General features: G+C 37.0%; 21 protein-coding genes and 1 pseudogene. 6 read left to right on the top strand and 16 right to left on the bottom strand.

What is annotated here, in order from left to right; genetic code table 11:
• Positions 1–22 precede the first annotated feature (22 nt).
• From QNH10_RS07715 to QNH10_RS07700, 4 genes are all read right to left on the bottom strand, one after another.
• Positions 23–1,756: a hypothetical protein gene (locus tag QNH10_RS07715; RefSeq protein ID WP_283734125.1), complete on the bottom strand. Its 1,734-nt coding sequence runs from the start codon at positions 1,754–1,756 to the stop codon at positions 23–25.
• Complete coding sequence (locus QNH10_RS07710; protein WP_283734124.1) at positions 1,756–2,310, bottom strand: RNA polymerase sigma factor; 555 nt, start codon at positions 2,308–2,310, stop codon at positions 1,756–1,758. Before QNH10_RS07710 ends, QNH10_RS07715 begins: the two co-directional genes overlap by 1 nt.
• A 429-nt stretch (positions 2,311–2,739) precedes the next feature.
• The gene (locus QNH10_RS07705) at positions 2,740–3,216 is read right to left on the bottom strand and encodes a hypothetical protein (RefSeq protein WP_283734123.1); all 477 of its coding nucleotides are present in this window, start codon (positions 3,214–3,216) and stop codon (positions 2,740–2,742) included.
• A gap of 45 nt (positions 3,217–3,261) precedes the next feature.
• Complete coding sequence (locus tag QNH10_RS07700; RefSeq protein ID WP_283734122.1) at positions 3,262–3,597, bottom strand: hypothetical protein; 336 nt, start codon at positions 3,595–3,597, stop codon at positions 3,262–3,264.
• Positions 3,598–3,988: 391 nt separating this feature from the next.
• Here QNH10_RS07700 and QNH10_RS07695 point away from each other — a divergent pair, with 391 nt between their 5' ends.
• Positions 3,989–4,303, top strand: a complete 315-nt coding sequence (locus QNH10_RS07695; RefSeq protein ID WP_283734121.1) for a hypothetical protein — start codon at positions 3,989–3,991, stop codon at positions 4,301–4,303.
• A gap of 26 nt (positions 4,304–4,329) precedes the next feature.
• Here QNH10_RS07695 and QNH10_RS07690 read toward each other — a convergent pair whose 3' ends face one another.
• Positions 4,330–4,821 (bottom strand): hypothetical protein, encoded by a 492-nt coding sequence (locus tag QNH10_RS07690; RefSeq protein WP_283734120.1) that lies wholly within the window; start codon positions 4,819–4,821, stop codon positions 4,330–4,332.
• A gap of 433 nt (positions 4,822–5,254) precedes the next feature.
• Here QNH10_RS07690 and QNH10_RS07685 point away from each other — a divergent pair, with 433 nt between their 5' ends.
• Positions 5,255–5,761 carry an HXXEE domain-containing protein gene (locus QNH10_RS07685; protein ID WP_283734119.1) on the top strand — a complete coding sequence of 169 codons (507 nt, stop codon included), beginning with the start codon at positions 5,255–5,257 and terminating at the stop codon, positions 5,759–5,761.
• A gap of 257 nt (positions 5,762–6,018) precedes the next feature.
• On the opposite strand, the gene QNH10_RS07680 is transcribed toward QNH10_RS07685, so the two are convergent.
• The 10 genes and pseudogenes from QNH10_RS07680 to QNH10_RS07635 form a co-directional block, all read right to left on the bottom strand.
• Complete coding sequence (locus QNH10_RS07680) at positions 6,019–6,294, bottom strand: hypothetical protein (RefSeq protein ID WP_283734118.1); 276 nt, start codon at positions 6,292–6,294, stop codon at positions 6,019–6,021.
• Between the two features lie 32 nt (positions 6,295–6,326).
• Positions 6,327–6,932 carry a hypothetical protein gene (locus QNH10_RS07675; protein ID WP_283734117.1) on the bottom strand — a complete coding sequence of 202 codons (606 nt, stop codon included), beginning with the start codon at positions 6,930–6,932 and terminating at the stop codon, positions 6,327–6,329.
• A 236-nt stretch (positions 6,933–7,168) separates the two neighbouring features.
• On the bottom strand, positions 7,169–7,948 hold the full coding sequence (locus QNH10_RS07670) for an SDR family oxidoreductase (protein ID WP_283734116.1): 780 nt from the start codon (positions 7,946–7,948) through the stop codon (positions 7,169–7,171).
• 84 nt (positions 7,949–8,032) lie between these two features.
• A pseudogene (locus QNH10_RS07665) lies at positions 8,033–8,562 on the bottom strand (P-loop nucleotide/nucleoside kinase family protein).
• 176 nt (positions 8,563–8,738) lie between these two features.
• The gene (locus QNH10_RS07660; protein WP_283734115.1) at positions 8,739–9,320 is read right to left on the bottom strand and encodes an acyltransferase family protein; all 582 of its coding nucleotides are present in this window, start codon (positions 9,318–9,320) and stop codon (positions 8,739–8,741) included.
• Positions 9,302–9,898, bottom strand: coding sequence for an acyltransferase family protein (locus QNH10_RS07655; RefSeq protein WP_283734114.1), 597 nt, complete (start codon positions 9,896–9,898; stop codon positions 9,302–9,304). The genes QNH10_RS07660 and QNH10_RS07655 overlap by 19 nt, the downstream gene beginning before the upstream one ends.
• A gap of 137 nt (positions 9,899–10,035) precedes the next feature.
• Complete coding sequence (locus QNH10_RS07650) at positions 10,036–10,563, bottom strand: GNAT family N-acetyltransferase (RefSeq protein WP_283734113.1); 528 nt, start codon at positions 10,561–10,563, stop codon at positions 10,036–10,038.
• Between the two features lie 140 nt (positions 10,564–10,703).
• A complete protein-coding gene (locus QNH10_RS07645) occupies positions 10,704–10,877 on the bottom strand; it encodes a hypothetical protein (protein ID WP_283734112.1) in 174 nt (57 codons plus the stop codon).
• Positions 10,878–10,907: 30 nt separating this feature from the next.
• Positions 10,908–11,294 carry a hypothetical protein gene (locus QNH10_RS07640; protein WP_283734111.1) on the bottom strand — a complete coding sequence of 129 codons (387 nt, stop codon included), beginning with the start codon at positions 11,292–11,294 and terminating at the stop codon, positions 10,908–10,910.
• Position 11,295: 1 nt separating this feature from the next.
• Positions 11,296–11,556: a VOC family protein gene (locus QNH10_RS07635; RefSeq protein ID WP_283734110.1), complete on the bottom strand. Its 261-nt coding sequence runs from the start codon at positions 11,554–11,556 to the stop codon at positions 11,296–11,298.
• A gap of 155 nt (positions 11,557–11,711) precedes the next feature.
• Here QNH10_RS07635 and QNH10_RS07630 point away from each other — a divergent pair, with 155 nt between their 5' ends.
• The 3 genes from QNH10_RS07630 to QNH10_RS07620 all read left to right on the top strand — a co-directional run bounded on the left by QNH10_RS07630 (position 11,712) and on the right by QNH10_RS07620 (position 13,373).
• The gene (locus tag QNH10_RS07630) at positions 11,712–12,323 is read left to right on the top strand and encodes a hypothetical protein (RefSeq protein WP_283734109.1); all 612 of its coding nucleotides are present in this window, start codon (positions 11,712–11,714) and stop codon (positions 12,321–12,323) included.
• A 173-nt stretch (positions 12,324–12,496) separates the two neighbouring features.
• The gene (locus tag QNH10_RS07625) at positions 12,497–12,742 is read left to right on the top strand and encodes a hypothetical protein (protein WP_283734108.1); all 246 of its coding nucleotides are present in this window, start codon (positions 12,497–12,499) and stop codon (positions 12,740–12,742) included.
• Positions 12,729–13,373, top strand: coding sequence for an ABC transporter substrate-binding protein (locus QNH10_RS07620; protein ID WP_283734107.1), 645 nt, complete (start codon positions 12,729–12,731; stop codon positions 13,371–13,373). The genes QNH10_RS07625 and QNH10_RS07620 overlap by 14 nt, the downstream gene beginning before the upstream one ends.
• 366 nt (positions 13,374–13,739) lie before the next feature.
• On the opposite strand, the gene QNH10_RS07615 is transcribed toward QNH10_RS07620, so the two are convergent.
• Positions 13,740–14,132 (bottom strand): ferritin-like domain-containing protein, encoded by a 393-nt coding sequence (locus QNH10_RS07615; protein WP_283734106.1) that lies wholly within the window; start codon positions 14,130–14,132, stop codon positions 13,740–13,742.
• A gap of 70 nt (positions 14,133–14,202) precedes the next feature.
• Between QNH10_RS07615 and QNH10_RS07610 the strand changes: the two genes are divergently transcribed.
• Entirely contained in the window at positions 14,203–14,406 is a 204-nt protein-coding gene (locus tag QNH10_RS07610) for a YheE family protein (protein ID WP_283734105.1), read from the top strand.
• The last annotated feature ends 28 nt before the right edge of the window (positions 14,407–14,434 follow it).

Raw genomic sequence — 14,434 nt, 5'->3', positions numbered from 1 at the left:
TTCGTTTTCACCTGTTAGGCTTCTATTTGAATTCCCACAGCAACTCTTGAATTGGCTCTCCATTATTTTTATTCCATTCCACAATATTTTCAAATGTTGGTTCCTCTAAATCGGCGATTGCAGCCTTTAAAGCATTATTCTTCCACTCAATCCGTGCGATTGGGTATTCAAAGGATTCCAATACTTCGAGTTGCGGTGGTGGCGAGACTTTTATGAACTCCTTTACGTTCAATAGTGCAACTTGATTTCTTACGACTGCAACCCCCTCGTTCCTCCCAAATAGGAGCGCCAAATGGTCCTCTTGTAGTTTTACATCTTGAAGGAGGCTCGATTCTGATACCACAATTGATTGAACTTCATCTTTACTACTATGCTCTACCAATAGTTGATCGCAAAGCTTCACACCACAATTGAAACTCACGAGAAAGTAATCCTTGTCTTGATGTGTAAGAATAAAGGTACTCTGCAATCTGCTCATTTCTAATTCCAGATTGTCACTTTGAGTTAAATAGGACAGTAAAACAGGAAGCTTTTCAATTTTTAGGTGAATATCTTCCCTGCCGGATTGCTCTAAAACAAGGGTTAAATCGTTTCCATCGCTTATTTTAGAGTCATCCATAGACGTGATATCTTCTTTTTCATATTCATTATTGTTAGATCCTTTAGACAGGAACTTCAACCTTATGACATCTTGTTGATCATTGAATTTTATCTTGATTTTATATTTATCCTCTTTATATGTTTCATTATTAACGGTACCAACTAAAAATGAAATGACGTTATCTTTAATTTTTGTTACCATACCTCCCACATTTCCTGTAATTACCCCATCTCTACCTTCAAACTCAATGTCAATATTATTTAAGTCTTCCAGTGACAGTTCTGAATCTTGCAATTCAATTTCAACCCAATTTACCTTTTTTTCATCATACATTTCCGGATTGTAAATATACCTTACATTCCAATGTGCACCTTCGCCATAGAAGATAATCGCATCCGCCCCTATGGAAATGGTTAAATCTTCATCCGTGATATCTTCATTTCCATTAAACGTTATACGCGTAACATACTCGATGGTTTTAAAGATAGCTGAAAACGAAACTTTATTGTTTTCATTACTTGGCTCGTACGTCCATGTCATTTCCTCTCCGTCGATAGTCAATAGGTATCCGGTAGCAAAGTAATTATGATTAGGAATCTCAGCAGCTTCCTCATATTCTAAATTCTCATCGATAAATGGATAAGCACCTTTGTTTGAATCAATGAAGAAAAAAGGGATATGGGAGTCTGTGAAAATTTTGGTATACTGCTTTTCAGCAGCAGTTGATAAACTTTCCTTCATCACAAAAACCGCATCAAAATTCCTCACTTCTTCTATCGTAAATTGGTCAAAACTAATTTCCTGGAAAGCGATTTGTTTTTCGTTGACCTCTGGTATGGCTCCTATAACCCCAATCTTTAAATATTTTCCTTTATATAAGCTGTTATGCTGATCTTCACCGTTCATAAAGCCTAATAGGGTGGTATTCCCTATGGAAATCCCATTCGGGTTATTGATGAAGGAAATACTAATAAAGATGAATAAACTTGCCGCTGCTGCCAATACAGTCCAATACACAGGGTTGAATCTTATGGCCCTTTTCTCTTTTGGTGCGATTCGATCCCGTATTCGTTCGCCCTCTTCATGTGTAAACCGGATATTTCTTTTTAGGAAATCATCCACTTCTTTTTTTATTTCCTTTTCAAAGCGTTCCATTATAATTGCTCCCTTCCAAATTTTTCAGAAGTGCATTTTTGCCCCGTAACAACCGATTTTACCGTATTGTGATTAATGCCAAGTGTTTCACTTATTTCCTGCATCGTCATCTCATTGAAGTAATACAAAATCAACACTTCTTTAAACTTGTGAGAAAGCAACGAAATCTGTTTTAATATTTCTTTCGAATTCTCGCTATGTATATATTGTTCTTCTGCTGAACCTTCTGTCTTTACAAGTTGTTTCAATGGCATGTAAATAAGGTTTCTTATGCTCCAAAGCCGTTGGTGGTCTTTACATTTATTGATGGTGATTCGGGTTAACCAAGTTTCGTAATTCGACTCGTTTCTAAACTTGGACAAGTTCCGATAGCAACTGATAAAGACTTCCTGAATGATATCTTCACATTCTGAATGGTCATTCGTATAAAGATAGGCAATTCTTTTAAGTTTGGTGGCGTATTCTTTCATTAAATAATTCAAAAGTATTTCATCAGGATCGACAACTTGACTTGTTTCGTCTGCATTTGAAAGATTTTGCTTATTGATTTCCAATTCGAACTACAACTCCTTTCATACATTAGACGGATGCCGACGCAAGTTTGACCCCTTAAAATTTTAATTTCTCAGTTCCAACATAAAGAAAAGCAAAAAAGAGCAGCATCGTGGCTCTTTTTTGCTTTTCTTTATGGCAGAATCCCGGCCTTTTGTCCAAATTCTTTTTCAAGAAATGAGCGCGATAATTAATGTATGATCCACTTACCCGTTACTGCTTTTTGTTTAATTATTTAGCTTATCAATCTTCTTTTCAATTCTATCGAGTTGATGTTTCCGCTTATTAATAGTTCTGAGCAATAGCACAACCACGAAGATAATCAGTACTATAAATCCAATTGAAAACAGAGTGAATGCTATATCTCCAATGTTAACTGAACTATTTACCAACTCTAAATTAATCTTCCTCTCCTCCTTTGCAACTGCTGATTATTTAACTTCCAATACGAACGCATAGAATGCATCACCGTGAGATAAATTCTCATCTTCTTCATCCATCCACCAGACACTATAAGCATAAAAATAAGTACCTTTTTCGTCTGGAGCCATAAATTGATTATTATTCAACTCAATTTCCGTTCTCTTATCATTCATTATCTGTGAAAGATGAATTTCGTTAGGCTTTGGTTTGTAATCCATTATCACTGTAACTTTCTCGCCAACTTGTACTTGTATTGGTTCTTTATCTTCAAGCAGTTCTACTGGGCCAGCAGTATCAGCACATATTGCCGTTCCACTAGAATCCGGACCCCAACAATATGAGCCCAGTATCGTTACATATGTTTCACCGTCAATCTCTATAATGACTTCTGGGGGAACATCTCCAGATAATTCCTTATTCGTTTTATTACAGCCACTTAAAACTATAGCGGATAAAAAAACCGCTAAAATTATATACTTCTTCATTTTAACACTCCCCCTTGAATTGGTGTTTTCCTTTGTAGTGTTTCATTACCAAAAATATTGAAGTATCAACTGATATATTGCTATGCAAAGTCCTAAAATACTTGCTTTTATTTTTGATGGATGATATTTTTTGCTGCCATACAGATAAGCCATAATAAAAATAAATCCTACAGGAAGCCACAACTCAAAAACACCATCTTTTGTATTTTGAGAATAAATAGGAGCGATGTACGTGCTAATCAAAAAGTAAAAGAAAATAGTAAAACGGCGTGTTTTTAGCTGTTTACTCCATCTTATTAATAAAATAATAATTATAATTGCTATAATCGTAGTGTGTAGTGAAGGTAGTACAATAGCACCGCCACCAAGCTTGAACTCCATTCCCTCCAACACCTCCACTGCCCTTTTTGTGTTTTTCTTTTATTTAATTGTAAAACTAAATTAGAAATCACTTGCAATTCAGGTTCATAATATTCTTCTTGTACTTTTATTTCATCCAAAATTACAAATGTGCTTAAAATCCCTGTATTCCCCTTTATAATTGTAGCTGTAGAACAAATATCCTTCCAAAAATCACCTTAATATTCATACGTTAAAGAGTGATTAGTTTCATGAATTCATAATGTAAAAACGGCTGCCTCCACTTCTACTATTTTTGCATCTGATTCTATGGCAGAATAATCACCAACTGATGAAAAATTGGTAAAATTATGTACTTTAAGTATCAACTATTGTAAACTTACGAAGAGTTGAACAAAAGGGAGTTGGAGAATTGAAACAAGGCATTCACATTAAGATTCAAGACCGTTCAGGATTGAGTGAGCGGGAGAAAGACATTCTACATACGGGTATTCTGAACACGTTAGCTTTCGCTGGTTACATAGTAGTCATCAGCAAAGGGGAAGGCGGAGAGGGGACGGCTTTTAATCCGATTGAGGATTATTTTATCGGATTAACGATGATTTATCAAAAGCCGATTCCCAATGAAATGGCAGAGGAATTGGTTGAATCCATTACAAAAAGACTGAACACGTTCTTTAGTATGAGTAAAATTGAAATGGATCTACAAGTGGAGTTGGCATACTGATATAAAACGCTCTCCGTGAGCGTTTTTCATTGTCCTATATTTAATTTTATCTCTTTGGTAACAGGGAATCCTAAATACTTGTACTTAATAGTGATGGATTCAATTGGTTCTTCATAGTCCTTAATTCTAATACCATAGTGTATAGGGGTCATTTCTTTTTTATTGATAATACCTAATATTTCTTCGCTCGTTATCTTGGGATCTACGTATTCTTTATCTAATTCACCAAACACGATTAGGTTGTTATCCGTCCCACTTTGAACAATTTGCAAAGTGTCATAGCTTACCCCTAATTCCACCTTACTGTTAACTCGTTTATTTATTAATACTTCTTTCAACAGTACCCTACTAATTCCTTCGTTGTAAAAATGAATTACAATATCTTTTTCTCCGCTCATATCTTCATAAGTTGAATAACTTCCGTTCATAACAATAGGATTACTAATGTAAATGAAACCAAGAAATACAACGAGTAACCCAAATAAAATAATCGATGTTACTAAAGTGAGTTTTTTCATATACTTCCTCCATTAAAAGTATAAACCCAATAAAAGTTGCCCGATTTTCAATCAGGAAAATGGTTATCACCGCTTAAGCACACTTTATCACCACTTAGAGCATGTTTATCACCACTTAAAGGACGGTTATCACCGCTTAGACGAGGTTTATCACCACTTAGCATTAAAAAATCAATCTTTACATGTAGTTTTTCTATTCAATCCCTTTGTAACTAATAAAAATTTCCTCTTTGATACTGACGCTTTCCGCGTATTCGTTTGCACCAGAATTTAATCACCGAATATTCATAATCTAATATAATCGAGATAGTTTATTGGAATAAATACGGACAAAAAAAGTGAAAAATCATTAAGAAGGGGCAGGGAGCAAAAGTGGAAGGGGTATATGTCTATCGCAATTGACATAATTTAGCCCTAAAATGGGGGAGAAAGAGTGGATATTAATGTATGGATTATATCTTTCTTAATCATATTTATGCTTCATAACTTGGAAGAAATTATTATGGTTGAAAAATGGATCAAAAAAACATATCCTCGTGTTCGTGATAAAATTCCTTCGTCTATGCAAAAAGAACTTAATCACTATAACGATATTACGTCTGTACAGTTTGCTGTCATAGTTTTCGTGTTTTCTATTTTTGCATCTATATTGATATTGATAGCTGTAGTGACACAACATTATTATTTGTTTTTGGGGGTAAACTTATTTTTTGCTTTAAACATCTTCACCCACCCATTACAGGCTTTGTACTTACGGTGCTACACTCCAGGACTCTTGACATCACTATTATTGATCATTCCTTATTATAGTTTATTCTTCTACCGTTTCTATAACACGGATATGTTATCCTTGAATTCGATCCTTGGTGCAATAGCTGTTATGATCATCTTTATACCGTTATTTTTACTGAGTCATAAAATTGGAAAGAAGTGGAATTAATTATTTTAAACCTTTTTCCACAAACATAGGCTTTTGCTCCATCAATCAACCTGTTACCAATAAACGCCAATCTCTTATTCGAGAAATGGTGTTTTTTGTTAGGCCACCAGGGAGTACAATTAATCCCACTAATCGACAACTTTAAAGTCTATTATTGTTTGTCTGATGGGGTGAGCCACAACCTGAAACAATAAGGACAAAAATCGTTACAAGTACTATGGATTGTTTTTTAATCGTGAGTTCCCCTTTCTCCCAATCTAAATTTCGCCTCCAAATATAGTAAAAAGGAATAAAACATATAAAACGCCCAATGCAATAGAAATTATTGAGATATATTTTAGAAACCCCTGTTCCTTCTTTAAAAAGGCGTTTATCCCAAGTATTACACCTGTTAAGTAGATGGCAAAACCAATCGGTATGGCTACCATAGACCACTTTCCAAATGTTATATTGAAAGGCGGAAAAATCATATACGCAACAAAGATCCCAACGACAACTAAAATTACGGAGTACTTACTATACTTCCTTTCCATTTCACACATCCCCATATTGAACTTAGTGGAATTTATAGACAAAACCCACTTTTTTCACCGATACCCCTTGAACAATGGTCTCGTTCTTCAGCAGATTCTATATACCAATATCCATTCTCTTTTTTCATCTTTAATTTGGTATCATAGCCAGCAGTTGAATCATCAAAAAAGCCATAACTCATGATATAGCCTAATGCATTATTCTCATCCAGAAATTCGATTCGTGTATTGACCTCCCAAATTTCTTGACCTAAGTAATTGCTAACTTCTACATCAGTCATGAATGCTAACAATAGTTTTCCTGGATTTTCCCAAGTTTGATTAGGTGATGAGAGCGATTTATCAAATTCATCCTCTACTTTTCTCCAATTTGTAATTTCTTGCTTATAACCCAATTCTTCAGAAAGGGAGAAGTCCATCACATACTTCCATAGTTGAACATCAGCATCACTCCAAAGTTTTGGAGCATTATCTTTTGAAATTTTGATATACTCCTGTTCTTCTGCCTCTACAGGTTGAACTGCTTTCTCGGAAACTTTCACGACGTTCGCTTCTGGTTTTGCTCTTTCATCCGTTATTGTTTCCGCTGAACAAGCAGCCAAGAAAAGAATGCTCACCATTATACTTAATTTCTTCAAACCTATCCTCTCCTTCTTAGCTTTATAAGAGTTAGACGGAGTGAAACAACATTTTGTTTCAACGAAGGGACTATTCAGCAAACTATTCATTTCATACTCTTCACACCGACTATTTTGTTATGTTCAACAAAAATACACCTCACACGAACCCTGAGGGCCGGTGTAAGGTGCGCTTATTTTATTTCAAGACGATTCAAAGCTCCAAAAGGAAAGCCTATTCGTCCGTTTGCCGTATTCTATCTGCCTAAAAATCCACCTTCGGATTTGATAACTTGACCAGTAATCCATGCAGATTCATCACTCGCTAAAAATTTTACTAACCTTGCAGCATCATCCGGCGTTCCAACATTTCCTGTAGGAAAAAGTTGTGATAAAGACGCTTTTGTTGATTTATCCATCCAACCCGAATCAGTCGGTCCTGGGTCAACTGAATTTACAGTAATACCAATAGGAGCAAGTCCAACTGATAGTGGTTCAGTAAGTGCAATGATCATACCTTTCGAAGCAATATAGGCTAAATTGTTGGGATCTGGTCCTTTTGAGACCAGGTTAATGATTCTTCCACCACTTTTTCCTGGGAAGGCTTTTTCAAACCTTTTAGCAAATTCTGTGCTCAGCAAAATGGGTCCACTGTTGTTTATTTGATAATGTCTATCAAGCACTTCCGCGGTTAAGGTACGGAAGTCAACTAACTTTTCATAGGTTGCATTATTTACTAACACACTTGCAACGCCAAGAGTTTCTTCAGTACGATTCAAAATGTTTGTTGGTGCATCTAACTTAGACAAATCAATCTCCATATGATGGCAACGTACTCCCATGTTTTTTATCTGGTTACTTAAAACTGTTGGATAACCTTCATCTACTCCAACACCTTCGTTTTCATCATAATTGCTCCAATGTGTAAAAAAAATATCGGCGCCCGCTTCTGCAAGCCTCAAACAAATTGCAGAGCCAATACCCTGGGAACGACTTGCTCCAGTTACAATTGCTATTTTCCCCTTTAAAATCCCCATATTTCCCCCTTTACGATTGCTCGGCACTGTGCTTTTTTTTTGAACGCTTTAGATCGGCAATCAAGCCATTTAGCTGAACAATGTCTATTTCGCTTCATTTATGTAATTTATTACCTTATCAATATAGCTCTCTAAGGGTTTGCCAGTATCTACTATTAGGCACTTACATCCTGTAGGTTTTTTGCTATTTTCTAAAGTGTATATAAAATCCTCTTCAGAATTTATCCCACTTATTTGACTTACCATTCTTACTCGGTTTTTTAATCTATTATTAACCTCATCGAAATCGTTAAGGTAGCACTCAACGTATTTGTATTTCACATTATACTTTTTAGACAATTCCAACCCTTTATCAACCATTTCTTGATAAAAGCAGGGACTATCAAATACTACATTCTGTCCTTGAGATAAATAAAATTCAATTAAAGACCAATCAATATTATAAGATATCTTACCAGCGAATTTTGCATCAATTGAACTATCGTCTATTGAATTTAATAAAGCAGATTTTACAATGTCATGGTCTATTATGACCGCACCGGTTCTCTTAGCAATTTGTCGGGATAGTGTGGACTTTCCCAGCCAGGAAAGCCGGACATTTGAACAAAAAACATGTTTAACACCAAACCTTTTTTCCAATTATTCTTGACCAAGCCCTCATAGGCTTACTGTTCGATTATGGAATAAGAAAATCTAATTTCCTTAATACATTTAGTTATAGAAACGTTTATGAAAAATCCAACCGGAACCTGGTACCAAGCAAAGCCAGCATTATGCCGGCTTTTTCCTTTTACATCATATTTTTAAGGTATGGAATCTTTCGCCATACAAAATGACTTATCAAGAAACTTAGAATGATCCCTAAAAATGTCGTTATAAGAAATTTCGTCCATACCGGGAGTGGTAGGTCATTCAACGAATATTGAAGGAAGACTACTACTGGGACATGGATGAAATAAACAACAAATACATTGTTTGATAACGTCCTTGACCAACGACTAGTGCCGTTAATTTTTTCTCTAAATAAAATTAGTAGACCGATTACAAGCGAAATACACAATAACGTCTCGATAAATGATCGGGTCAACGAACCGAAGTATGGTCCACCTTTTAAAAGAAAAGGATAGACTGAATTCCCTCCAAAATACAAAAGGGCAACTAGTAATAGACCAATAGCAAGCCACATATATCCCGCTTTTGCACTCAACGTTAAAAACCATTTACGACGATAAGCCATTATGCCTAAAAAAAAGAAGCTCGCATACTGTGGTACATGTGCAAATTCAGTTTGAATAAATCCTAAGAAAGCTGTCCAATGATCAATAGGAAACCATATCCTTGTAATGAAAGTCGCTAAACTAACGACAACCATAGAGTCAAGATCTGAGAAACCTTAATTTCCCCATCCGATATATGTGTGGATTTCTTAGATGTAAAGATCGTCCATACTGAATACACAACCGCATACACAAGTAAATGCTGCAAAAACCATAAATGGCCAAATTGCATATCTGGCCATGATGGTCCAGTCCAATTCGCAGGTTGATTACCAAGTCCAAAAAAAATGTTTAGATAGTAAGAAAAAAATGAAATGGGTCCATAATCTCTGAAATTAATGTAATATAAATACATTAGAATAGGAATCATTACAAGAAACCCTAATAGTAATGGAATACCAATTCTTATAAACCGTTCTTTTAAAAACAGTTTCGGTCCTTTCCTCGCGATTGATGGCGGGAGAAAGTAGGCGGATAATAAGAAAAACATACTCATAAAAAATGCTGCATTAACAGAGAAGAATTTGCCCAACCAGTTAATAGATTCATCATCCAAATAGTACCACCAACCGCCAGGTCCATAGGCTTGTCCTGCGTGGTGGGCTACTACGAGCATAATTAAAGCTATTTTTATATTATCGATGAAATATAAACGATTACGTTCTTTTATCACCTATAAACCCCTTTCCACTAAAGTTGCACTATAATGTTAGGTTCTCAAATAACTCAAAATTCAACAAGAACCTAACACCAAGCACGATATGCAAAACTGGCACCGTCACTATGCCGTTTGCGCCCGATTGTTTAATACTATTCTTTTATAAGGGAATAAACATTTGTATCATATGATTTTCCATCTTGGTACATATAATTTCTTAAAACTCCCTCTTTTTGAAAACCTACTTTTTTTAGTAATTTATTCGAGGCTTCATTTTCAATAAATACGACTGCACCTATGCGAGTTAAACCCATAGCATCAAAGCCATAAGAAAGAACTTCAGAAACAGCTTCTGAGGTATATCCCTTTCTCCATTGATGCGGGTGAATTTCGTAACCAATTTCAGCTCGTTTATGTTTTGACAACCAATTGTTAAAGCCAATTGTCCCAATTATACCTTTGGTTTCTTTTCGCTCAATTCCCCAACGTATACCTCTTTTTTCAATATAGCTTTTCGAAAAGAAATCCACGATTTTTTTAGCTTCTTCAATACTTTTTAATGTTTCTTGTCCGTAAAAACGTGTTACATCGTCGTTTGAAAAACAAGCAAAAATACCTTCTGCATCCTCATTTGTTAATTCTCGTAATATTAACCTATCTGTCTCTAATGTAGGAAACATTAAATCTCCCCCTGATTATTCCAACCGTTATTACTACGGTCTTCTTGTTCACCACACACTTAACTCAATCCTTTATATTATTTTCTTAATCACCTTAACCAAATATTTTGCCGCTAAGTAACATAAAGGAATCCCCAAAATCAAGATAAGAAGGCCCTTAAATGGACTGTTAAAAAAAATTGATTCTCCAAGTAAGCGGCAAATTTAAAGTATTGAAGAAAAAGTATGATCACTAATACTACAAAGCCCGCTTCTCTCATCATTAATTTTTTCTCGTCCAACTTTTTCTTCTCATTCATATATTCTTCTTCCATTACTACTCCCCTCCTCTTACCCCTACCATTCTATAACTCCAATTTACCTTCACTATCCAATTTGATAACTACATCATTCCATGTCATTTCAAGCGGGAATGTTACTGCGGTTTTTTTTGAAAAATACCATTTGCGCCCTGGTGGGACAAGTACAATCAATTTGTCACCCCGACCAAGGAAATTCAGTTCATGAGGGTCTACTTCCGTTCCACTTCGTAATGGAATCCCAAGGTCTTGCAACTGTTCACCCACCTCAACGACATGGGGGGTTGTGATGCTAATTTCACTAATATTAAGGAATGACTCTTTTGTCAGGTCACCGAATAAGTCGCGTTTTCGCCTACCTATCAATTCAACGATATTCCCCGTAGGATCTTCGAAATACATTGAATCCGCATCGAAGCTTGGGAAGTACACTTCATCCCGCCCCTCTCTTCCGATTCAATGTGACGCGGTCTGTTATCCAATACTTCATCATCGAAAATTGGTTACCAGGAATATTGATTGCAAAGTGGTAGAATGCAGGTTGGTCTGTATGTTTGAACGTCAGAAGGGATTCCCCGATCCTGACTGTGAACTGTTCTGGTGCAGATTCTGTAATATCCAATTCCAGCACATTGCCGTAAAACCGTCTTAACGCTTTTACATTATTCGTGTATAGTGTCGCTGATTTAAACATATTCACTTTTCCCCTATCTCGTATTCTTTAAGTAGACAAATTATTCTATAATCTATTTTACCATAGTTGAACAAAATGTAGCGACTCATCCGGCTGACTTTTCTGTAAGTTAACGATAGAATGAGAGAAAGACTATTTTGAGGGGGAGCAAGACCATGCCAATTTCATTTCGAAAACATGAGGAGTTCTTTACATTCCATGACCCGATGCAAGACGAGAAGTTGATTGACCGAAAGACAGAAATTCGTTTCGACCCATTGACTGGGGAAACTTCACGGATTATTTTCGACCCAGGTGCACCGTTCATCCCGAAGGATTATTCTCAGCTTGCGAAAGAGACGGAAGGAGTTAAATGCCCTTTCTGTGCCGAAAACGTCTCGAAAATCACTCCACGTTTTCCCGATGAATTGGTCGAAGGTGGGCGGTTTATCGCCAGGGAAGCGATTGTATTCCCGAATCTATTTCCGTACAGCAAGCATAATGCGGTCGTCAGAATGTCCAATCAACATTATGTGAAGCCTGAAGAATTTACGGAGGAACTCATTGCGGATTCATTTAAAGCCGCCCATCAGTATATTGAAAAGGTATTGGAGTTTGACAATCAAACAGAATATGTCTCCATCAATTGGAACTACTTGCCGCCTTCAGGAGGAAGTATTTTGCATCCGCATATCCAAGTGTTGGCGTCGGAACAGCCGACGAATTATCAGTCGGCCATCACGACGAATAGCCATTCCTTCTATGAAAAGAGGGAGAAAATTACTTAACTTCCCTTGTCTCTGAAGAACGTAATCTTGGAGAACGTTGGATTGGGCACGTTGGCTCGATTAGTTGGCTACATGCCTATGCTCCGAAAAGTCATTATGATTTCATCGGGATTTTCGAGGCCGCTTCTTTCGATGAACTTGGTAGTGGGAATTACGAGGATCTTGCAAAAAGCATGCTTCGTTTCTTCCTTTATTTCAAAGAACAGGGAGTGGAAAGCTTTAATGCAGTCATGCATATCCCCGTGAAAAAGCACGCTGCAGAACAAGTCCATTTCCGTCTCGTTCCACGCATGACAATCGGGATGCTTGAAACGAGCGATATGAACGTGTTCAACTTTTTACAGGGCGAGCCGTTATCCTTAAAATCTCCTGAAACTGTAGCGAAGGAAGTAGGAAAGTTTTTTAATGAAGGGAAGTGATTCAACTTTGAATAAAACAGTAGTCGATCGGGTCGGTCGAAGCGTCACGTATCACTATCCGCCAAAACGGATTGTCTCTTTATGTCCAGGCATTACGGATACGCTTCTTTCACTTGGATTGGAAGAGAAAATCGTCGGCAGGACTCGTTTTTGCATTCATCCGAAGGGAATCGTTGAACGTATCCCTGCCGTTGCGGGCACAAAAGACATTAAGCTTGAGGCAATCATAGACGTAAAACCCGATTTAATCATCGTTGAAAAAGAAGAGAATACAAAAGAAATCGTGGAAGAGTTAGAGAAGCATATCCCTGTCTATGTAGCAGAAGTGCAGTCTGTGGATGAAGCTTTCCAGATGATAGAAGACATGGGTGATTTGACAGATCAGAAAGAAGCAGCTGTCAAATTAGTCAGCACCATTCAGCAAGAATTCGATTCATTGCCAAAAGCGCTCGGAAAACGCATCGCCTATGTCATATGGCGGAAACCATATATGGTAGTCGGGAAGGATACATACATCAACTCGCTTCTTAATAAGATGGGATTCACCAACCCTTTTACAGAAGCCGACGGAAGATATCCGCCGTTACAGCAGAAGTTTTCCAAAAAGCGAATCTCGATTACGTATTCTTAGCATCAGAGCCCTTCCCATTTAAAGAAAAGCATTTAAACGAGTTCACAGCAATAATGCCCAATACCAAACCAATCCTCGTAGACGGCGAAATGTTCTGGTATGGGCCAAGAATGTTAGAGGCTGCACAATATTTTAAACAGTTATTCTGTGATGAATTGGGATTTATAGTTGATTGAAGCGAAAGGTGGCGACTCCGAGGGAGCGGGAAGTAGTTAGCCCCTGCCTTAATTTCTGCAAAAGGCGCAGAAATTAAGGCAAATGAACTCTTCGTGGTTCGATTGGAAAGCGTCCGCCTGCAGCGCAAATCAACGGTTTTTATACACAAAAAAACACGGGAACATCAAAAAGATGGTCTCTTGTCTTCAATCACTTCAATGAATTATAAATCGTCGACATCCGAATCGCATGCTCCATCTCATCATGCATCGCAATGAAAATTGGATTATATGCCTGCTGAAACGGAACCATCAACAACAACTCCTTATATGTCTCTACCGAATCCAACGCATCAACAAGCGCCTGCTTAGCACATTCTTTAAAATTGTAACAAGGAATCGGTTTCTTTGGATTTTGTACAAACGTCCCGGTCATCATATAATAGACTTGCTGCAACATTTCATAATGACTTTTTTCATCCTCATACGCATGCTGGATGAAATCCCGCCAAAGCGCATCATCGGTTTTCTCATACATCGACTTATAGAAATAATAGTCCTTGTATTCATCCTCAATCGCTTGTTTTAATTTATCGACAAACACGTCAGCACCCTTTCGTATCTTTTGTTTAACTTTATGCGGATGGGCGCGCATCTATGAAAGGAGAGATTTGATGCTACAGCATTTCAGCTATAAACCAATGTTCGCAGGAGTTAATTTACCTGGCTGGACATTTTCATTCTTCTATCAAAATCAACGATACTCCGGAGATTACATGCCTCACGGTACCATCAATTGGGATGGTGAAACACCTTCTGACGAAGAAAAGGTCAAAAAAATGATTCACGAACTGATGACATTCCATGTGTATGAATGAAGGAAAATTTTCCGACCATACTATCCCT

The organism is Sporosarcina thermotolerans (assembly GCF_030067815.1).
GTDB classification, from domain to species: domain Bacteria; phylum Bacillota; class Bacilli; order Bacillales_A; family Planococcaceae; genus Sporosarcina; species Sporosarcina thermotolerans.
This window is presented reverse-complemented; position numbering and strand designations above follow the sequence as displayed.